Genomic DNA, 19,302 nt, shown 5'->3' on the forward strand with positions numbered 1-19,302 from the left:
TTGTCTCTTGTCGTTCTTGTCTATTCGGCCGCCGCCGGCGCCTGGCCGACGTAGCGGCGCAAAAAGTCGCCGTGGGTTGAGGCCTGGGCCACCGCCCGCGCCACCCCCGCCCGCATCTGGTTCAGGCTGGCGGCCAGGGCCGCGCCGTCGATCCCGTCCAGCGCCGGGTCCCAGCCGCCCGGCAGGATGTCGAAGCCGGCGAAGATCGCCAGCCAACTGGGCGGCTGGAACATCTCCCAGCGGTAGCGGGCGATGTGCCCGCGCGAGCGGAACAGCTCGACCTTGCGGGCCAGGGTCTCTGGGACGTCGGCGTCGCGGGTCGTGCGCCAGAACGGCGTGTCGCCCCGCTGGGCGGCCTTGTAGTGCAGCACCACGAAGTCGCGCACCCGCTCCATCTCGCGCCTGGACCAGTCGTTGAACTCGTCGACCACGGCCGGGTCGAAGCTCCGGTCGGGGAACAGCGCCTTGAGCTTCTCGATGCCCGTCTCGATCAGCGCGATCGAGGTGCTTTCCAGCGGCTCGAGGAAGCCCGACGCCAGGCCCAGGGCCACGACGTTGCGGTTCCACACCTTCTTGCGGCGGCCGGGCGTGAAGCGGATCAGGCGCGGCTCGTGCAGCAGGCGGTCGGGCACGGCCGCGACCAGCTCGGCCTCGGCGGCCTGGTCGTCGATATGCCGGCTCGAATAGACATAGCCGTTGCCGTAGCGGTGCTGCAGCGGGATGCGCCAGCGCCAGCCGGCGCTATGGGCCGTGACGTCGGTATAGGGCGGCGGCTCCGCGCCTTCCGGAGGCTGGCTCTGCACGGCCAGCGCCCGGTCGCAGAACAGCCACTGCGACCAGTCCTCGTAGCCGGTCTGCAAGGCCTCCTCGATCAGCAGGCCGCGGAAACCCGAGCAGTCGATGAAGAGGTCGCCCTCGATGCTTTGCCCGGTGTGCAGGTCCAGCGAGGCGACGAAACCGTCCTCTGGGCGCAGGTTGACCTTCACGACCTTTGCGTCGATGCGCCTGACGCCGTTGGCCTCGGCCACGCGGCGCATCAGCTGGGCGAACAGCGCCGCGTCGAAGTGCAGGGCCCAGTCGAACACCGACAGGCTGGACGGCGGATTGGCCGCCGGCACGGTGAACTTGCCCGCCGCCGCCAGGCTCGCGCCCAGCGAATACTCGCCCATCTCGCCAACCTCGGCGACGCTGCGGGCCTTCAGCCAGTAGTGCTGGAAGGGCACGCCGTTCAGGTCCTGGCCGTACAGGCTGAAGGGATGGATGAAGGCCGAGCCCGGCGCCATCCAGTCCTTGAAGCGGATGCCCAGCTTGCACGTGCCCTGGGTGGCGCGCAGCACCTCCAGGTCGTCCAGGCCCAGAGACTGGTAGAAATTGCGGATGGTGGGGATGGTCGCCTCGCCCACCCCGATCGTGCCGATCTCGGAACTTTCGACCAGGGTGATGTCGATCGGCGCCTTGCCGAAGTGGCGGCGTAGGCTCGCGGCCGCCATCCAGCCGGCGGTGCCCCCGCCGACGATGACGATGCTGCGGATGCGCCCGTTGCGGACGTCTTCGCTCATGGCCGGTCCTCCCCGAACCGGAAAATCGACGCCGGAAGGCGCCGATGGCCGAACCGGAAAACTGGCGCCCGAAAGCGCCGTTGAATAGCTGCTTCCCCAAACAAAAAGAGCCGCCGTGACGACCCCGAAGGGCCGCCACGACGGGCGCAGGGAGGAAGGCTTCAGATCACCACTTGGCGCGGAGACCGATCGTGTAGCGGGGCTCGAACTCGTTCTGCGACGAGTACTGTTCCTTGCCCTTGGCGAAGCGCAGGTAGTAGTCCTCGATCTCGCCGGTGACGTTCGAGCCGTTGAAGTAGACCGTCACGTCCTTGCGGACGTCGTAGCTGACGTTGACGTCCACGTAGCCGGTCGAGCCCTGGTAGATCGGGATCACCCGCTGGCCGCCGCCGCCCATGGTGCCGGACAGGCGGTCGGTGCGGTAGTTGTAGGCCACGCGCGCCTGCAGCTTGTCGTCCTGGTACCAGCCGACCAGGTTGAACTGGTGCTTGGAGTTGTCGAAGAACGGCAGCTTGTCGCCCTTCAGGTCCAGACGCGACTCCTCGCTCGGCGAGTAGGTGTAGTTGGTGTCGACGCCGAAGTTCTTCAGGATCGGCACGTCCGGGATGATGTCGGTGAAGGCGATCTTGGCGCCCAGTTCGACACCCGAGACCTCGCCGCCGTCGCCTTGCAGCGGCAGCGACACGTCGACCTCGCGGCGGATCACGCCATCCTGGTCGGGGAAGCTGCCCTTGATGGTGCCGCCGGTGACGAAGCTGTCGATCTTCAGCTTGAAGGCCGAGATGTTCAGCATCGAGGCCCGGCCGAAGTAGTACTCGATCGCGCCGTCGAAGTTCTGCGAGCGCCACGGGTCGAGGTTCGGGTTGCCCGAGGCGCTGGCCCCGGTCACGCAGCGAACGTTCGGCATGGTCGCGCCGCAGTCGGCAGTGAAGATCGACAGACCGCCGCCGTAGCTGCCCAGGTCGAGCGGCTGCATCGTCTTCGAATAGGCGAAGCGCAGCTTGATGTTGTCGGTCAGGTCGTAGGTGGCGTTGAACGACGGCAGCCAGTCCGTGTACTTGCGACGGGTAACCGTGTCGCCGGCGTCGGCGTTGGTGTCGCCGTAGTTCATGACGTCGCCGGTCAGGTTCTGCTTCACCAGCAGTTCCGTCTGGATGACGCGCAGGCCGAAGTCTCCCGACAGCTGGCCGATCTCGAAGGCGCCGGCGCCGTAGGCGCTCTGTTCCTTCAGGTCGACGTCGTAGGTCTGGCCGGGCACCTGCACGCGCACGGCGTCGCCGAACACCTTCTTCTGGAAGGCCAGCACGTCGTCGAAGTCACGCGGGTCGATGGCCCAGAAGCCGGGCATGCCCTTGGTGACGCCGCCCAGGTTGTTGACCCAGATGGCGTTGTTGTAGGTCGTCAGCTTGGTCGGACGGTTGACCGTATAGCCCTGGAACTCCGGCACGCCGGTGATCGGGTTGGGCACGAACTCGCCAGCCTGGCACTGGTTCTGGTTCATGACGACGTCGATGGCCTTCCACTGGGCCATGCAGCCGCCGGCCGGCACGGGCGTGCCGTTGGCCTGCACCGCGCCGGGAACCCCGCCGTAGAAGCCTGAGAACAGGTGGAACTGCTCGACGCTGACCGAACGGTCGCTCTGGCGGACGCCGGCGTCGACCTTGGTGATGAAGCCCAGGAACTTCTCGTCGAACTTGTAGTGGCCGTCGGCGCGGAACACGTTCATGTCCGACTCGACTTCGTTATTGCCTTCCGACGAGAAGGCGCCGATCGCGTAGCTGTCCTTGTTGGCCATGTAGTCGCGCAGGGTCTTGCCCGCGCCCAGGCCGCCCGAGATCGGCGTGTCGAAGCCGCTCCACACCGGGCTCTTGCCGCTGATGTCGTAGTGCAGCTGCGGGTTCTGGCCGTAGCCCAGCGGGTTCGGGTTCAGGTAGCAGCCGCCGGCCGAGCCGGTGACGGCGTTGCTGCGCTGGCTGGCCGGATACTGGTCGCAGATGGCCTTCGGATAGAAGGTGCCGCGGGTGCGATCCTGGGCGTTGCGGAACAGGTTGAAGCGGTCAGGCGCGTACTGCCAGTTGGACAGGTCGCCCTGGGCCTGGCCGTTCATGCTCAGGCGGTCGCCGTTGGCGCGGATGGCCCGAACTTCCGAGGTGAAGTTGCCGCCGTTGTCGTACTTCAGTTCGAGATTGTAGTTCTTGCTCTCGGACTTGGTGACGCGGTTGACGGTGAACGAGTTCACCCACCAGGCGTCGATGTCGTACTCGCTGACCGCCAGCCACGGACGGCCGTTGCCGCCGATCGGGGCCGGGCCGGGCGGCGGCGCGCTGACGCCGGTCTGCTCGAAGTCGGTGGGACGGGTCCAGTTGCCGAAGGCGCCGCCGTCCCAGCGGTTGGAGATGTTGATGCCGGCGGCGCGGTTGTACTCGTCGAGCTTGGCGTAGAAGCCCTCGGCCACCAGGGTGAAGCCCTCGCCCAGGTCGGCCTCGAACGACACGTTGACGCCGGTGCGCTTGCGCTCGACGACGCGGTTGAAGCTTTCGAAGCCGTGCGGCGACAGGAAGTTGTTCGGGTTCGAACCGCCCCAGTCGTTGTTGCCCGACAGCGAGACGGCGCCCGAGAAGTTGTTGCCCAGGTTCGACTTGCTCTGCGCGGCCGAGACCAGCAGGCCGACGCGGTCGTTGCGCCAGCTGGCCAGGATATTGGCCAGGTAGTCGTCTTCCTTGCTGCGGTCGCCGCGCTGGGCTTCGGCCGCGCCGGCGAAGGTGAAGCCTTCCTGCATCTGGAACGGCCGGCGGGTGCGCAGGTCGATGGTGCCCGAGATGCCCGACAGGGCGTTGTTCGGGTCGGTCGACTTGTAGACCAGCACCTGGTTCATCAGCTGCGAGGGCACGTCCAGCAGGTTGGGCTGGGCCGAGCCCATGTTGCCCGCGCTGAGGTACTGCTCGCCGTTCAACAGGGTGATGACCTGGGCCAGGCCCCGGATGTTGACGGTGGCGCCTTCGCCGGCGTTCCGCTGGATCTGGATGCCCGGGATGCGCTGCAGCGAGTCGGCGATGGTGACGTCGGGCAGCTTGCCGATGTCCTCGGCCGAGATGGCGTCGACGATCGAGGCCTCGCGGCGCTTGACGTCGACCGACTTCAGCTGCGAGCCGCGCACGCCGGTGACGACGATCTCCTCGACCGCGGTTTCCTCGGTCGAACCGGCGGTCTGCGCCAGGGCGGATGTGGTGATGACGGCCTGCGACGCGCCGGCCAGAAGGGCCAGGGTCAGGCCGCGAGTCCAGACGGACTTGCTACGTGGTGTGGTCAAATCGATCGCTCCCCAATGTCTTGTTCTTGCGTTCGGGCCGCGACGCCTTTTGACGCCGCGGTGGGTCTCGAGCCGGGCCTCGACCTTCACGCCAGCCTGCTTCGGCGGTCGTGACCCGGTGATTGTCCTGTCGGCGACCCCCGGCGCCGGAACGGTGCTGCGATCCGGCCCTCAGACGCCGGTCACGGTGGCAACATTCCCAAATGTCCCCGGCAAGTCAACAAGAATGTCAACGTTGTCATTTTCGGAAATCAGCGGATTTCGAAGCGTCGCCACGACGAGGCGGCGCGCCGCTTCACTAAACCGACACTGGAATTTCATGTTGTTTTTATTGAATATTTTTAACAACCCCGCCGCATCCAAAACCTGAAAGACAGCGCTGACAGCTACCCAGGCGCGAGCCGCACGCAGGATGTCCGCGAAGGACAGACCGACGTCATTTTTCGATCGAAGGGGAATCGGAAGCGGTTCCAGAGCAACCACAATGACCCGACGGACACCTGCAATGACCCGATAGATGTCCACAGCGAAGACATTTCTTGACCCGAATTTGTCCCATCGCATGACAAGCCGGTCGAGCTGCGGTATGGCTGACTCCGGGAGCCGCCGCGCCGCCCCTGCCGGGGAATGCGCGCCATGCGGCCGAGTCGGGTGCGGGTCTTCACGAATGACGACGATTCACGATGTGGCCAAACGGGCGGGGGTCTCCGCCAAGACCGTCTCGCGCGTGATGAACGACCACGCCAGCGTCACCACCAAGACCCGCGACAAGGTCCGCGAGGCCATGGCCGCCCTCGGCTACCAGCCCAGCGCCGTGGCCCGTCATTTCCGCGCGCAAGGCGCCTCGGCCGTCGGCGTGCTGATGGGCGACCCCAGCGGCGGCTATCACACCCGCACCCACCACGCCCTGCTGCTGGCCTGCCTGGAGACCGGCCGCCACCTGACCGTGGAGCTGTTCGATGGTCCGGTGGTCGGCTGGCACGAGCGCATCCGCGCCTTCATCGAGGACGGCGGCATCCGCGAAGTCATCCTGCTGCCGCCCGAATGCGATTTCGGTCCGCTGAAGGCGCTGATGCGCGAGCTCGACGTGCGCTGCGTGCTGATCTCGCCGACCACGCCCGATCCCAACTTCCCGGCCATCGCCATGGACGACCGCGCCGCCGCCCGCGAGGTGGTCGAGCACCTGTTCAGCCTGGGCCACACCCGCATCGGCCATATCGCCGGCCATCCCGACCACGCCGCCAGCACCCACCGCCGCAACGGCTTCTTCGAAGCCTACGCCGCCGCCGGCCTGCCGCGCCCGGCCCCGGAGCTGATCGTCGGCGGCGAGTTCACCTTCAAGACCGGCATGGACGCGGCCAAGCTGCTGCTCGACATCGACGAGCCGCCGACCGCCATCTTCGCCGCCAACGACGACATGGCCGCCGCCACCTGCATGGAGGCACAGCGCCGAGGCCTGCGGATCCCCGACGACCTGTCGGTGGTCGGCTTCGACGACGCGCCGATCGCCGGCGTCATCTGGCCGACCCTGACCACCATCCGCCAGCCGTTCGAGCCGATGGCCCTGCGCGCCCTGCAGACCTTCGCCGCCTGGAACAGCAGCGACTCCGGCATCCGCCCCAGTCCGTTCCTGGCCCAGCACACGCTGGTCGTGCGCGAATCCACCGGCCCCGCGCGCAAGCGGCTACCGGGGAAGTCCGGCTGACAGACGACGAAACAACCGCCGGTCCGCCGGCCAAGATCATACGAGTGGGAGGTAGAATGAACTCGCGTCTCTGGCGCGCCAGCGCCCTGGCCCTGACCATCGCCACAATGGGCGCCCCCGCCCTCGCCCAGGGCCATGCCGGCCACGCGGGCCATGGCGCGCCCGCCGCCGCCCCGGCCAGCCAGCCTTGGCTGGATCCCAAGCTCGACGCCGACACCCGCGCCGACCTCGCCGTCAAGGCCATGACCCAGGACGAGAAGCTGACCCTGGTCTACGGCTACTTCGGCGCCGACATGAAGCCGAAGTATACGCGCATCGAAGGCTCGCTGCCCGGCTCGGCCGGCTACGTGCCGGGCCTGCCGCGGCTGGGCATCCCGGCGCAGTTCGAGACCGACGCCGGCATCGGCGTGGCCACCCAAGGCAGCGCGGCGGAGTTCCGCGAACGCACCGCCCTGCCCTCGGGCATGGCCACCACCGCCACCTGGAACCCGGCCCTGGCCGAGAAGGGCGGCGCGATGATCGGCAAGGAGGCCCGCGACTCGGGCTTCAACGTCATGCTGGCCGGCGGCGTGAACCTGGTCCGCGAACCGCGCAACGGCCGCAACTTCGAATACGGGGGCGAGGATCCTCTGCTGGCCGGCGTCATGGTCGGGGCCCAGATCAAGGGCATCCAGTCCAACCACATCGTCTCGACCATCAAGCACTACGCCCTGAACGCCCAGGAGACCGGGCGCTTCGTGGTCGACAGCAAGATCGGCGACGCCGACGCCCGCACCTCCGACCTGCTGGCCTTCCAGATCGCCATGGAGGCGTCGGACCCGCATTCGGTGATGTGCGCCTACAACCGCGTCAACGGCCACTACGCCTGCGAGAACGACTGGCTGCTGAACAAGGTGCTCAAGCAGGACTGGGGCTACAAGGGCTACGTGATGTCCGACTGGGGCGCCGTGCACTCGGGCGCCAAGTCGGTCAATGCCGGCCTCGACCAGGAATCGGCCGGCGACGCCTTCGACAAGCAGCCCTTCCTGGCCAGCGTGCTGAAGGCCGATCTGGCCAGCGGCGCGGTCAGCCAGGCGCGCCTGGACGACATGGCCCGCCGCATCGTCCGCTCGCTGTTCGCCAGCGGCGCAGTCGACCACCCGGTGAAGATCGCGCCCATCGACCTGGCCGCCAACGGCAAGGTCAGCCAGGCCGACGCCGAGGAAGGCATGGTCCTGCTGAAGAACGACAAGGGCGTGCTGCCGCTGGCGCTGAAGGCCCAGAAGATCGCGGTGATCGGCGCCTATGCCGATGTCGGGGTGCTGTCGGGCGGCGGCTCGTCGCAGGTCTATCCGGCCGGCGGCCGCGCCGTGCAGGGCCTCGAGCCCAAGACCTGGCCCGGCCCGGTGATCTACTATCCGTCCTCGCCGTTGAAGGCCCTGCAAGCTCGCGCGCCCCAGGCCAAGTTCACCTACAACGACGGCAAGGACGCCGCCGCGGTCGCCAGGCTGGCGGCCGACAGCGACCTCGTCCTCGTCTTCGCCGACCAATGGACCACCGAGTCGGAAGACGTGCCGTCCCTGGCCCTGCCCAAGAACCAGGACGCCATGATCGCGGCGGCCGCCAAGGCCGGAAAGCCCACCGTCGTCGTGCTCGAGACCGGCGGCCCCGTGACCATGCCGTGGCTCAAGGACGTCGGCGCGGTGCTGCAGGCCTGGTTCCCGGGCACAAGCGGCGGCGAAGCCATCGCCCGCGTGCTGACCGGCGAGGTGGACGCCTCGGGCCGCCTGCCCGTGACCTTCCCGGCCAGCGAGGCCCAGCTGCCGCGCCCCAAGCTCGACGGCGACCCCAAGAAGCCCGACGACCTGTTCGCCGTCGACTATTCGATCGAGGGCGCGGCCGTCGGCTACAAGTGGTTCGACAAGAAGGGCCTCGAGCCGCTGTTCCCGTTCGGCCACGGCCTGTCCTACACCAGCTTCGCCTATTCGGACCTGAAGACCTCGACTGCCAATGGCCAGCTGACGGTGGCCTTCAAGGTGACCAACACCGGCAAGCGGGCCGGCAAGGACGTGCCCCAGGTCTATGTCTCGCCCAAGGCCGGCGGCTGGGAGGCTCCGCGCCGCCTGGCGGGCTTCGAGAAGGTCGAGCTCGCCCCCGGCGCCAGCAGGACCGTGACCCTGGCCGTCGATCCGCGCCTGCTGGCCACCTGGGACGAGAAGGCCCACGGCTGGACGGTGGCGGCCGGCGACTACGAGGTGCAACTGGGGGCGTCGTCCGCGGCGATCTCGGCGCGGTCCACAGCGGCGGTCGCGGCGCAGAGCGTGCCGGTGGGGCTGCGGAAGTAGAACCCTCCCCCTGAAGGGGGAGATGGCCCGGAGGGCCGGAGGGGGAAGCGGTTGCTGGGACGCCGCTGTCACTTCCCCCTCAGTCGCTTCGCGACAGCTCCCCCTTCAGGGGGAGCATCCTGGAGAACGGGCCGGAGGGGGGCGGGCGCGCAGGCGTCCGCCCTCTTTCCGTTCAAGCCATGCGCGATGCGAGTGGCTAGTGCTGCGTCAGCCACCCGACGCTTTCCACCCCCGCCCCGACCGCTCTAGTCTGCTCCCATGCGCGCTCCGCTTCTCGCCCTGGCCCTCACGCTCGCGACCGCCGCCACCGCGCGGGCCGGCGAGACCGCCTGCTGGTTCGAGAACGGCGCGGTCGTCGCGCCCGCCGCCATCGGCGACATGAGCGGCGACTTCGTCATCGACCTGTCGGCGCCGCACACCCTGCTGCACAACACCAAGGCCCAGGCCGGCGGCTTCGAGACGACCGATCTTTCCCTGCCTGTCCGCCTCGCCGGCCAGGCCCTGCCGGCCCAGCCGGTGACGGTGGTCGACCTCGACTATCGCGGCGTCGGCTTTGTCGCCCCCATCGCAGGCGTCATCGGCGCCGACATCCTGGCCCGCTACACGGTGGTGATCGATTTCGCCCCCTGCCGCCTGCGGCTGGAGCCCGCCGACGGCCTCTCGCGCCCCTCGGGGCCCTTCCTGCCGGTCGAGATGGTCGGCGGGGTGCCGACGGTGCGCGCCAGCGCCTCCGACGGCTTCTCGAGCGTCCAGGGGCCCTTCGCCCTCGACACCGCCTCTGGCGGCGCCCTGCGCGCCCGTGGACCGGCCGACGGACCGCGCCAGACGCCAGCCGGCACGGTGGCGGGCCTGGCCTTCGACGGCCGGCTCTATCCCCGCGCCCGCGCCGTGAAGGCCGGCGACCTGCCGCCCGGCGTCGTCGGCGCCCTCGGCGTCGAGGTCCTGGCCGGGGGCCGCCTGCGACTGGATCCCGCCGCCCACGCCCTGTGGCTGACGCCCTAGCTCACTTCTTCCCTGTACGGAGTTTCCCCATGGCCTCGCGCGCCCACGCCGTCACCGCCGATCCGCGCCACACGATCCTGCTCGACGTCAACGGCCACAAGCTGGTCGGCGACGAGCCCCCGGCCCTGGGCGGCCAGGACGCCGGCCCGCCGCCCTTCGGCTTCGTCCTGGCTGGCCTGGCGGCCTGCACCGCCACCACCCTGCGCATGTACGCCGACCGCAAGGGCTGGGGCGAGGTGACCATCGAGACGACGCTGACGCTCGACACCCACGGCGACAAGCCGCGCATCGACCGCAAGGTCTCGGCCACGGGCGCCCTGGACGAAGCCGCCATCGCCCGCCTGCGCGACGTGGTCGAACGCACGCCCGTGACGCTGGCGCTGAAGGGCGGGTTCACGATCGACACGGTGCTGGACCGGGGGTGATCGGCAAGATGCTCCCCCTGAAGGGGGAGCTGTCGCGAAGCGACTGAGGGGGAAGTGGCTGCTGCCTTTAGAGGTGAGCCGACCCCATCAGGAACTTCCCCCTCCGGCCCTCCGGGCCACCTACCCCTTCAGGGGGAGGATCTTGGAAAACAAAAGGGCCCGGCGTCGCCGCCGGGCCCTTCTTCATTTCCGGTTCGAACAGGCCGCTCAGTGCGACTCGTTCTTCCAGACCTTGCGGTAGCTCGCATAGAGCAGGCCGGCGAAGAGGATCAGGTAGATCATCACCGCGAAGCCCGTCTGCTTGCGCTCTTCCAGCTTGGGCTCGGCGGCCCACATCAGGAAAGCCGAAACGTCGCGGGCCTGCTGGTCGACGGTGGCCTTGGTCCCGTCGTCGAAGGTCACGCCGCCCTCGGTCAGCGGCGGGGCCATGGCGATGAAGCCGCCCGGCGGGATGTGGGCGTGATCACCGCTCCAGTACGCGGCCAGGTCGCCCGGCATGTACGGGTTGTAGTGTTGGCCCGGACCGACCTTCAGGCCCGCCGGCGGGTTCTTGTAGCCCGTGACGATGGCGTGGATGTAGTCCGGACCGCCGGTGCGGGCCTTGGCCAGCAGCGACATGTCCGGCGGGAAGGCGCCGCCGTTGCTGGCGCGGGCGGCGGCCTCGTTCGGGAACGGCGAGGGGAAGCGGTCGGCGCTGGTGGCCGGACGCTTGATGGCGTCGCCGGTCTCGGAGTCGATGTCGGCGACCTCGAACTCCTTGGCGATCGCCTTGACCCACGGGTTGTCGTTCGAGTTCGGGTACTTCTCGTTATAGAACGGGCCGCCCTTGTCGCCGAGGTTCCGGAAGCTGACCAGCTTCATGGAGTGGCACGACGAGCAGACCTCGCGATAGACCTTGTAGCCGCGTTGCAGCTGGGCCTGGTCGAACTTGCCGAACGGGCCGTTGAACGACCAATGGATCTTTTCCGGTTCCAGCGGATGACCGGCGGCCAGGGCCGGGGCGGCGGCGAACGACGCCATCAGACCCGCGACCGCTGCGATGACGGAGAGTTTGCGCAGCATCGGGATCAGCCCTTCATTTCAGGCGCGGCGGTCGCTTGCTCCGGCGCGGACACCGGGTGCGACAGGACGGGCGAGGCGATGGAGTCCGGAACCGGCAGGGTCTTCTCGACCAGGCCCAGCACCGGCAGGATCACCAGGAAGAACGCGAAGTAGTAGAGCGACGCGAACCGGCTCAGCCACACGAAGCTGTTCAGGTCGGAGTCGATCAGGATGAAGGTCTTGAAGTGACCCAGCACCGGATCGTCCGGCAGCTTGGCGCCGCAGAGGCCCAGGATGCAGCAGACCACCACGAAAATGATGAAGTACAGCTTGGCGGTCGGGCGGTAGCGCATCGAGCGCACCTTCGAGGTGTCCAGCCACGGCAGGGCGAACAGGCAGGCGATGGCGCCGAACATGGCCAGCACGCCCGCCAGCTTGTCCGGAACGGCGCGCAGGATCGCGTAGAACGGCAGGAAGTACCATTCGGGCACGATGTGCGCCGGCGTCACCAGCGGGTTGGCCTCGACGTAGTTGTCGGCGTGGCCGAGGGCGTTGGGCAGATAGAAGACGAAGGTCGCGAAGAGGATCAGGAAGACGCTCATCGCGAAACCGTCCTTCACCGTCGCGTACGGCGTGAAGGGCAGGGTGTCGGCCTTCGACTTGGGCTCGACGCCGGTCGGGTTGTTCTGGCCGACCACGTGCAGGGCCCAGATGTGCAGGATGACGACGCCCGCGATCATGAACGGCAGCAGGTAGTGCAGCGAGAAGAAGCGGTTCAGCGTGGCGTTGTCGACGGCGAAGCCGCCCCACAGCCAGGTGGTGATCGACGGGCCGACCAGCGGCAGGGCGCCGAACAGGTTGGTGATCACGACGGCGCCGTGGAAGCTCATCTGGCCCCAGGGCAGCACGTAGCCCATGAAGGCCGTGGCCATCATCAGCAGGTAGATCACGCAGCCCAGGATCCACAGCACCTCGCGCGGCGCCTTGTACGAGCCGTAGTAGAGGCCGCGCAGCATGTGGACGTAGACGGCGATGAAGAACATCGACGCGCCGTTGGCGTGCATGTAGCGGATCAGCCAGCCGTAGTTCACGTCGCGCATGATGTGCTCGACGCTGGCGAAGGCGTGGTCGGCGCTGGGGGTGTAGTGCATCACCAGGATGATGCCGGTGATCAGCTGGCTGGCCAGGCACAGCGACAGGATGCCGCCGAAGGTCCACCAGTAGTTCAGGTTACGCGGGGTGGGGTAGTCGACGAAGCTGTCGTAGCCCAGGCGCACGATCGGGAGACGGGCGTCGAGCCAGCGCTCGAAACCGGTCTTCGGCTGGTAGGTCGAATGTCCGCTCATCTGGCTTACCCGATCTTGACCTTGGTGTCGGACAGGAACTCGTACTCCGGAACCGCGAGGTTCAGCGGGGCCGGCCCCTTACGGATGCGGCCCGACGTGTCGTAGTGCGAGCCGTGGCACGGGCAGAACCAGCCGCCGTAGTCGCCGCCGCCGAAGGTGGGCACGCAGCCCAGGTGCGTGCACGAACCAATCAGCACCAGCCATTGGGCCTTGCCCGGCTTCACGCGGTCGGCGTCCTTCTGGGGATCCTTCATCGACGCGCCGTCGTCGGCGACCGCCTTCTGGATTTCGGCCGGGGTGCGGTTGCGCACGAAGAGCGGCTTACCCCGCCACTTCAGCGTCACCTGCTGTCCGTCGGCGACCTTGGTCAGGTCAAACTCGGTCGAAGCCAGAGCCAGCGTATCGGCCGAAGGGTTCATCTGGTCGATGAACGGCCAGGCAAGCGCCGCTGCGCCGCCGGCTGCGGCGGTGATCGCGGCAATGTAAATGAAATCGCGTCGGCTGGGATCGGACCCAGGCCCTTTCGTTGCGCCCTCGGCGGTGTCGGCCACCTTGTTCCACCCTTTGAAATCCGTCCGACCGCGAACGGCCAGACCAGGAAATGCGCCATTCGGCGCGATATCTTTACCTCGACCCGCGAGCGGATCTTCGCCACAAGGGGCACGCTCCCTATCGGATGGGCGAACAGAGTTCGCAAGCCCTATTCGATGTGCAGCAATGCCCCTACTAGCCCCATGGTTGGTTTCGTTAGAATGCGTCTCGCGCTTTTTCAACCCGGCATTCCCCAGAACGTGGGCGCGGCGATTCGGCTTTCGGCCTGCCTGGATGTCGGTCTCGACGTCATCGAGCCCTGTAGTTTTCCCTTGGACGACAAGAGCTTGAAGCGCGCGGCCCTCGACTACGGCCCGCTCGCGCACCTCACGCGGCATGATTCGTGGGAGACCTTTCTGAAGGCGCCGGAGCGCGCCCACGGGCGCCTGGTGCTTTTCACCACCCGCGGCGAGCAAAGCTTCCACGACTTCGCCTTCCAGGCCGGCGACACCCTGCTGTTCGGCAACGAGAGTCGCGGCGCGCCGCAGGAGGTGCACGACGCCGTCGGCGCCCGGGTGGTGATCCCGCTGCGGTCGCAAGCCCGCTCGCTGAACGTCTCGGTGACCGCCGGCATGGCCCTGGCCGAGGCTCTTCGCCAGACGGGCGGCTTCCCGTCGCTGAGCACGCTGCAGACGTAAAAAAGGCGGTCCCGTTTCCGGGACCGCCCAAGTTGAACCATCGGCGCTCGGATGCGAGCGGCGGGCAAGGTGTGGAGTCTTCGCCCGCGCTCGTCGTCCCTAGCGGCCAAGCCTCGCGGCTTAGGCCAGCACCATGATCACGACCCGGCGGTTTTGCGCCCGGCCTTCGGTGGTCTCGTTCGGGGCCACGGGATCTTCCGCGCCGTACGAGATGGTCGCCATGCGGTTCAGGGCCACGCCCTGGCGCGACAGGAACTTGCGCACCGCGTCGGCGCGGCGCTGACCGAGCTTTTCGTTGTAGCCGCTCTCGCCGGTGGCGTCGGTGTAGCCCTGGATTTCCAGGTACACGTTCTTGTTCTCTTCCTTCAGCTTGGCCGCGAAGTCCGCCAGGCGCTGCTCGGCCTCGGGGGACAGGGCGTCCTGGTCGGTCGGGAACTTCACGGAGTCGTCCGAGAGCACCATCGAATACATGAACTTGCCTTCGGCGAGCTTGCCGGCGGCGGTCGCGCGATCCAGGGCTTCGCGGGACGTCTTGTCGAGTTCGGCGATCTGGGTGTCGTGACCGTCCACCCGCGTGTTCACCGCTCCGACCTGGGTATTGACGTACTTCTTCGTCGCGCAGCCGCTGACCGCCAGGCCCCCAGCCACCAGCGCGACGACCGTCGCCATCTTCAAGCTGCCTTTGACTTGGCCGATCATTGTTCGCATCTTCTCCTATTGATCCAAAGAAAGCTTGACCTTGGACCTACGCACTCGTCCGGGTCGTTCAGCTTTCGCATTACGAAACCGTCAGGTGACAGAGGCGAAAAATAGGCGTGTTCTTGTCGTGATTGGCGCCGCTTGCAGCCTATGCTCATGGTCACTCTATTGACCGCGCGCGATCGTTCGAACCGCGATTTGGTTCCATAAATTATTTTCAGTTCGAAGAGGATTTTTTGAGGGGCGCGGACGCTCCGTGAGCCCTCGACTCGGGCTCTGGGGCGGTCCCGAGGGAATCGGGAAAGCGGCGCCGGCGGCCAGGATATACGCCCGGCTCACCCTCTAGATGTAGGGAGCTTTCGCGCCACCGCAAACGAAAAAGCGCGCCCGGCGGACCGGAGCGCGCTTCTCGTCGAATTCAGGCCAAGGCCTATTGCAAGGTCGCCCGGCCGAAGGACAGGCCGGCGTCGTCGGCGCCGACGGCGATCACGCCGCCGTCCTCCAGTTCGCCCGCCAGCAGCCTGCGGGCGATCGGGTCGACCAGCTCCTTCTGGATCACGCGCTTGAGGGGGCGCGCGCCATAGACCGGGTCGTAGCCCTTGTCGGCCAGCCACTGCAGGGCCTCGGGCGCCAGCGCCAGGGTCATGCGGCGATCGGCCAGCAGCTTCTCCACCCGCCCAAGCTGGATGCGGACGATGTCGCTCATGTTCGAGCGGTCCAACCGCTTGAACAGGATGATCTCGTCGATCCGGTTCAGGAACTCCGGTCGGAAGTGGCCGCGCACCGTGGCCATGACCAGCGGGCGAACCTCTTCCACGTCGGCCCCGTCTTCCTGGTTGGCCAGGAACTCGGCGCCGAGGTTGGAGGTCATGATGATGATGGTGTTGCGGAAGTCGACCGTCCGCCCCTGCCCGTCCGTCAGACGGCCGTCATCCAGCACCTGAAGCAGCACGTTGAAGACGTCCGGGTGGGCCTTCTCGATCTCGTCGAACAGCACGACCTGGTACGGGCGGCGACGGACAGCTTCCGTCAGCGCCCCGCCCTCGTCGTAGCCGACATAGCCGGGAGGCGCCCCGATCAGGCGGCTGACCGAGTGCTTCTCCATGTATTCCGACATGTCCATGCGGGTGATCGCATGCTCGTCGGCGAACATGAACTCGGCCAGGGCCTTGGTCAGCTCCGTCTTGCCCACGCCCGTCGGGCCCAGGAATAGGAACGAGCCGATCGGCCGCGTGGGATCGTGCAGGCCGGCGCGGGCCCGGCGGACGGCGTCGGACACGGCCTCCAGGGCCTCGTCCTGGCCGACCACGCGCGAGCGCAGGGCGACCTCCATCTGCAACAGCTTCTCGCGCTCGCCCTCCAGCATCTTCTCGACCGGCACGCCGGTCCAGCGGCTGACGACGGCGGCGATCTGCTCGGCGTCGACCACCTCGGGGGTCAGCGCCTTGTCGCCGTTCTCGCCGGCCTCGGCGTCGGCCAGGCGCTTTTCGAGCGCCGGGATCTCGCCGTACTGGATCTGGCCGGCGCGGGCGAAGTCGCCGGCGCGCTGGGCGTTGGCGAGGTCGGCCCGCAGGCGGTCGAGGGCTTCACGGGCTTGCGCCGCGCCGCCGACCTTGTCCTTCTCGGCCTTCCAGCGGGCGGTCATCTCGTCCGACCGGAATTGCAGGTCGTCGATCTCGACCTCCAGGTTCTCCAGGCGCTGCTTGGAGGCGGCGTCGGTTTCCTTCGACAGGGCCTCGCGCTCGATCTTCAGCTGCACCAGGCGACGGTCGATCTCGTCCAGCTCTTCCGGCTTGCTATCGATCGCCATGCGCACGCGGCTGGCCGCCTCGTCCACCAGGTCGATGGCCTTGTCGGGCAGGAAGCGGTCGGCGATGTAGCGGTTGCTCAGCGTCGCGGCGGCCACGATGGCGGAGTCCGAGATGCGCACGCCGTGGTGGACCTCGTACTTCTCCTTCAGGCCGCGCAGGATCGAGACGGTGTCCTCGACCGTCGGCTCCTGCACGAACACCGGCTGGAACCGGCGTGCGAGCGCGGCGTCCTTCTCGACGTGCTTGCGGTACTCGTCCAGCGTGGTGGCGCCCACGCAGTGCAGCTCGCCGCGCGCCAGGGCGGGCTTGAGCAGGTTGGAGGCGTCCATCGCCCCGTCGCTCTTGCCCGCGCCGACCAGCGTGTGCATCTCGTCGATGAACAGGATGATCGAGCCCTCGGCCGCGGTCACCTCGGCCAGCACGGCCTTCAGGCGCTCCTCGAACTCGCCACGATACTTCGCGCCGGCGATCAGGCTGCCCATGTCGAGCGACAGCAGCTTCTTGTCCTTCAGGCTCTCGGGCACATCGCCATTGACGATGCGCTGGGCCAGGCCTTCGACGATGGCGGTCTTGCCCACGCCCGGCTCGCCGATCAGCACCGGGTTGTTCTTGGTGCGGCGCGACAGGACCTGGATGGTGCGGCGGATCTCTTCGTCGCGGCCGATCACAGGGTCGATCTTGCCGTCCCTGGCAGCGACGGTCAGATCGCGGGCGTAGCGCTTGAGCGCGTCATAGCCTTCCTCGGCGGTGGCGCTGTCGGCGGTGCGGCCCTTGCGCAGGGCGGCGGCGGCGGTCTCCAGGCTCTGGGCTGAGACGCCGGCGTCCTTCAGCGCCTTGGCGCTCTCGGCGCCGTCCTTGGCGATGGCGACCAGCAGGCGCTCGGTGGTGACGAAGGCGTCGCCGGCCTTCTTGGCGCCGTCCTCGGCGGCCGCGAAGACCCGGGCGGTGTCGGGCTTCATGTAGAGCTGGCCGCCGGCGCCGTCGACGCGCGGGTTCTTGGCCAGGATCGCGTCCACGGCGGCGTCGGCCGCGTCGGGGCGACCGCCGGCGTTGGCGATGATGGTGCGCGAAAGCCCGTCCTTTTCTTCCAGCAGCACCTTCAAGAGGTGCTCGGGCCCCAGTTGCTGGTGACCGCGGGCCAGGGCCAGGCTCTGCGCGGATTGCACGGCCTGCTTGGCGCGGTCGGAATAGATGTCGATCTTCAAGTCAGCGTCCCCTTCATTAGGCGGATCATGTCGGGTCGCCTCGAATGAGCACGGCCCGACCTGTCAGGGGATGTAGTGTGGCCCTAGAGCCACACAAGGCTCACCAGCCCTGGCTCGCCAGATAGTTTTCCAGCGCCTGGATGCGGGTTGCGTCCGACGGGTGGGTCGAGGCGAACTCGGGCCGGCCCGAGCCGCCCTGGGCCTGCATCTTGCGCCACAGGGCCACGGCCTCGCGCGGCCGGTAGCCGGCGCGCTGCATGATGTCGACGCCGATGCGGTCGGCCTCCAGTTCGTGCTTGCGCGAGAACGGCAGCAGGAAACCCATCTGCGCCCCCGCCCCGCCCAGCGAGGCCACGGCCCGGCCGCCGTCGCTGCCCCCGCCCCCGGCCGCGGCCTGGGCGATGGCAAGCACCAGCTGGGTGCTCATCTGCTGCGAATAGCGCTCGGCGGCGTGGCGGCCCAGCACGTGGGCGGCCTCGTGGCCCAGCACGGCGGCCAGCTGGTCGTCGTTGTCGACCAGGCGCACCAGGCCCGAATTGACGCCGATATGGCCGCCCGGCAGCACGAAGGCGTTGGGGGTGTCGTTGTCGAACACCACGTAGTCCCACGGCCGGTTGGCCAGGCCCGCGGCCTCGATGATCCGCTGGCCGACGGTGGTGACCCGGGCGTTCATCCGCGCGTCCTTCGACACCTTGCTGGTCCGCAGCGTCTGCTCCCAGGCCTGCTCGCCAGACCGCGCGAGGCTGGCCTCGTCGACCATGGCGAACTGGTCGCGGCCGAGCTCGGCGTTGTAGGCGCAGCCCGAAAGCATCAGGCCGGCGATCAGGACCAGCGACGGACGAAGGCGCATGGACGGCTCGCGTTATTGTTGTCGAGGGCCCGACTTAAGGCGCGTGGACAGGCCCTGGCAACAAGATCCTCCCCCTCTGGGGGAGGTGGCCCGAAGGGCCGGAGGGGGGAAGTTCTCAGCTAGCTAGACGCCGGAATTCATCCTCCCCTCTCCGTCGGCTTCGCCGACACCTCTCCCACAGGGAGAGGACCTCGAGGTCACCGCTTCAGCTCGAGGATGTCGAGCTTCGACTCCTGCTTGGGCCAGGGCATGACCAGGCGGTAGCGGTTGGGACCGACCCGCTCGAACACCCCGGCCTGGTCGCGCTCGGGATCACGGCGGTAGGTCGCCCGGCCCTCGCGGTCGCCCCAGGCCACCGCGCCCAGGAACACCAGGCGCCGGTCGCTGTCGGGATAGAGGTTGCCGGCCTGGCGCTGGGAACCCGTGGTTTTCTCCAGCATGAGGTCGCCGCCCGGCGTCAGCTCCACCCGGCAGCGGAACCAGCCATAGGCCACGTAGGGCAGGCCCCGTCCGCCCGGGCTGCCCAGCTTGATCGTGCGGCATTGATAGTTCCCGGGCGTCGGCTGCGGGCGCGGCAGGGCCGCGCGCGGCTCGACCAGCGCGCCCAGCGCCCGCAGGTCGCGGGCATGGCCGCCGCGCCGGGCCTCGGACAGCGCGCCTTCCCAGGCCGAGTTCAGCCGCTCGATCCGCTGCATGTCCTCGCGCGTCGCATCGAGCCGCCAGTCGCCCGAGGCGGCCAGCACGGGCGTTGCGGCCAGGAAGGACAGAGCGAAGGCGGCGATGGCGCGCATGGACG

At 68.1% G+C, this 19,302-nt stretch carries 15 protein-coding genes; 5 read left to right on the top strand and 10 right to left on the bottom strand.

All coding sequences use genetic code 11. From position 1 onward, the window contains the following. Positions 1 to 20 precede the first annotated feature (20 nt). The 3 genes from SGCZBJ_RS11895 to SGCZBJ_RS25380 form a co-directional block, all read right to left on the bottom strand. Positions 21 to 1,559: a tryptophan halogenase family protein gene (locus SGCZBJ_RS11895; RefSeq protein ID WP_101718211.1), complete on the bottom strand. Its 1,539-nt coding sequence runs from the start codon at positions 1,557 to 1,559 to the stop codon at positions 21 to 23. Between the two features lie 166 nt (positions 1,560 to 1,725). Beyond that, positions 1,726 to 4,869, bottom strand: a complete 3,144-nt coding sequence (locus SGCZBJ_RS11900) for a TonB-dependent receptor (RefSeq protein WP_101718212.1) — start codon at positions 4,867 to 4,869, stop codon at positions 1,726 to 1,728. A 171-nt stretch (positions 4,870 to 5,040) separates the two neighbouring features. After that, the gene (locus SGCZBJ_RS25380) at positions 5,041 to 5,394 is read right to left on the bottom strand and encodes a hypothetical protein (protein ID WP_133149238.1); all 354 of its coding nucleotides are present in this window, start codon (positions 5,392 to 5,394) and stop codon (positions 5,041 to 5,043) included. Positions 5,395 to 5,536: 142 nt separating this feature from the next. Here SGCZBJ_RS25380 and SGCZBJ_RS11905 point away from each other — a divergent pair, with 142 nt between their 5' ends. The 4 genes from SGCZBJ_RS11905 to SGCZBJ_RS11920 all read left to right on the top strand — a co-directional run bounded on the left by SGCZBJ_RS11905 (position 5,537) and on the right by SGCZBJ_RS11920 (position 10,325). After that, entirely contained in the window at positions 5,537 to 6,574 is a 1,038-nt protein-coding gene (locus SGCZBJ_RS11905) for a LacI family DNA-binding transcriptional regulator (RefSeq protein WP_101718213.1), read from the top strand. Positions 6,575 to 6,630: 56 nt separating this feature from the next. Beyond that, complete coding sequence (locus SGCZBJ_RS11910) at positions 6,631 to 8,898, top strand: beta-glucosidase family protein (protein ID WP_101718214.1); 2,268 nt, start codon at positions 6,631 to 6,633, stop codon at positions 8,896 to 8,898. Between the two features lie 258 nt (positions 8,899 to 9,156). Continuing rightward, entirely contained in the window at positions 9,157 to 9,900 is a 744-nt protein-coding gene (locus tag SGCZBJ_RS11915) for a hypothetical protein (RefSeq protein ID WP_101718215.1), read from the top strand. A 29-nt stretch (positions 9,901 to 9,929) separates the two neighbouring features. Beyond that, positions 9,930 to 10,325 (top strand): OsmC family protein, encoded by a 396-nt coding sequence (locus SGCZBJ_RS11920; protein ID WP_101718216.1) that lies wholly within the window; start codon positions 9,930 to 9,932, stop codon positions 10,323 to 10,325. Positions 10,326 to 10,532: 207 nt separating this feature from the next. Here the strand turns inward: SGCZBJ_RS11920 and SGCZBJ_RS11925 are convergent, their stop codons facing one another. The 3 genes from SGCZBJ_RS11925 to petA are packed head-to-tail and all read right to left on the bottom strand — an operon-like array spanning position 10,533 to position 13,263. After that, on the bottom strand, positions 10,533 to 11,387 hold the full coding sequence (locus SGCZBJ_RS11925) for a cytochrome c1 (protein WP_101718217.1): 855 nt from the start codon (positions 11,385 to 11,387) through the stop codon (positions 10,533 to 10,535). A gap of 5 nt (positions 11,388 to 11,392) precedes the next feature. Further along, on the bottom strand, positions 11,393 to 12,712 hold the full coding sequence (locus tag SGCZBJ_RS11930) for a cytochrome b (RefSeq protein ID WP_101718218.1): 1,320 nt from the start codon (positions 12,710 to 12,712) through the stop codon (positions 11,393 to 11,395). Between the two features lie 5 nt (positions 12,713 to 12,717). Then, positions 12,718 to 13,263: a ubiquinol-cytochrome c reductase iron-sulfur subunit gene (petA, locus tag SGCZBJ_RS11935; protein ID WP_101718219.1), complete on the bottom strand. Its 546-nt coding sequence runs from the start codon at positions 13,261 to 13,263 to the stop codon at positions 12,718 to 12,720. A gap of 201 nt (positions 13,264 to 13,464) precedes the next feature. Between petA and SGCZBJ_RS11940 the strand changes: the two genes are divergently transcribed. After that, positions 13,465 to 13,941, top strand: coding sequence for a tRNA (cytidine(34)-2'-O)-methyltransferase (locus SGCZBJ_RS11940; RefSeq protein ID WP_101718220.1), 477 nt, complete (start codon positions 13,465 to 13,467; stop codon positions 13,939 to 13,941). Positions 13,942 to 14,061: 120 nt separating this feature from the next. On the opposite strand, the gene SGCZBJ_RS11945 is transcribed toward SGCZBJ_RS11940, so the two are convergent. The 4 genes from SGCZBJ_RS11945 to SGCZBJ_RS11960 all read right to left on the bottom strand — a co-directional run bounded on the left by SGCZBJ_RS11945 (position 14,062) and on the right by SGCZBJ_RS11960 (position 19,297). After that, entirely contained in the window at positions 14,062 to 14,640 is a 579-nt protein-coding gene (locus SGCZBJ_RS11945; RefSeq protein ID WP_101718221.1) for an OmpA family protein, read from the bottom strand. A gap of 430 nt (positions 14,641 to 15,070) precedes the next feature. Next, a complete protein-coding gene (gene clpB / locus SGCZBJ_RS11950; protein ID WP_101718222.1) occupies positions 15,071 to 17,656 on the bottom strand; it encodes an ATP-dependent chaperone ClpB in 2,586 nt (861 codons plus the stop codon). Between the two features lie 100 nt (positions 17,657 to 17,756). Further along, positions 17,757 to 18,506, bottom strand: coding sequence for a M48 family metallopeptidase (locus SGCZBJ_RS11955; RefSeq protein WP_101718223.1), 750 nt, complete (start codon positions 18,504 to 18,506; stop codon positions 17,757 to 17,759). A gap of 197 nt (positions 18,507 to 18,703) precedes the next feature. Continuing rightward, complete coding sequence (locus SGCZBJ_RS11960; protein WP_101718224.1) at positions 18,704 to 19,297, bottom strand: DUF4893 domain-containing protein; 594 nt, start codon at positions 19,295 to 19,297, stop codon at positions 18,704 to 18,706. Positions 19,298 to 19,302 lie beyond the last annotated feature (5 nt).

Origin of the sequence: Caulobacter zeae (genome assembly GCF_002858925.1) — a bacterium.
Classification (GTDB): Bacteria; Pseudomonadota; Alphaproteobacteria; order Caulobacterales; family Caulobacteraceae; genus Caulobacter; species Caulobacter zeae.

What these genes read in the sequence shown, in the direction of transcription:
- SGCZBJ_RS11895 (WP_101718211.1), bottom strand. Translation starts at nt 1,559, where the DNA reads ATGAGCGAAGACGTCCGCAACGGGCGCATCCGCAGCATCGTCATCGTC.
- SGCZBJ_RS11905 (WP_101718213.1), top strand. Translation starts at nt 5,537, where the DNA reads ATGACGACGATTCACGATGTGGCCAAACGGGCGGGGGTCTCCGCCAAG.
- SGCZBJ_RS11910 (WP_101718214.1), top strand. Translation starts at nt 6,631, where the DNA reads ATGAACTCGCGTCTCTGGCGCGCCAGCGCCCTGGCCCTGACCATCGCC.
- SGCZBJ_RS11915 (WP_101718215.1), top strand. Translation starts at nt 9,157, where the DNA reads ATGCGCGCTCCGCTTCTCGCCCTGGCCCTCACGCTCGCGACCGCCGCC.
- SGCZBJ_RS11920 (WP_101718216.1), top strand. Translation starts at nt 9,930, where the DNA reads ATGGCCTCGCGCGCCCACGCCGTCACCGCCGATCCGCGCCACACGATC.
- SGCZBJ_RS11925 (WP_101718217.1), bottom strand. Translation starts at nt 11,387, where the DNA reads ATGCTGCGCAAACTCTCCGTCATCGCAGCGGTCGCGGGTCTGATGGCG.
- SGCZBJ_RS11930 (WP_101718218.1), bottom strand. Translation starts at nt 12,712, where the DNA reads ATGAGCGGACATTCGACCTACCAGCCGAAGACCGGTTTCGAGCGCTGG.
- SGCZBJ_RS11940 (WP_101718220.1), top strand. Translation starts at nt 13,465, where the DNA reads ATGCGTCTCGCGCTTTTTCAACCCGGCATTCCCCAGAACGTGGGCGCG.
- SGCZBJ_RS11945 (WP_101718221.1), bottom strand. Translation starts at nt 14,640, where the DNA reads ATGATCGGCCAAGTCAAAGGCAGCTTGAAGATGGCGACGGTCGTCGCG.
- SGCZBJ_RS11955 (WP_101718223.1), bottom strand. Translation starts at nt 18,506, where the DNA reads ATGCGCCTTCGTCCGTCGCTGGTCCTGATCGCCGGCCTGATGCTTTCG.
- SGCZBJ_RS11960 (WP_101718224.1), bottom strand. Translation starts at nt 19,297, where the DNA reads ATGCGCGCCATCGCCGCCTTCGCTCTGTCCTTCCTGGCCGCAACGCCC.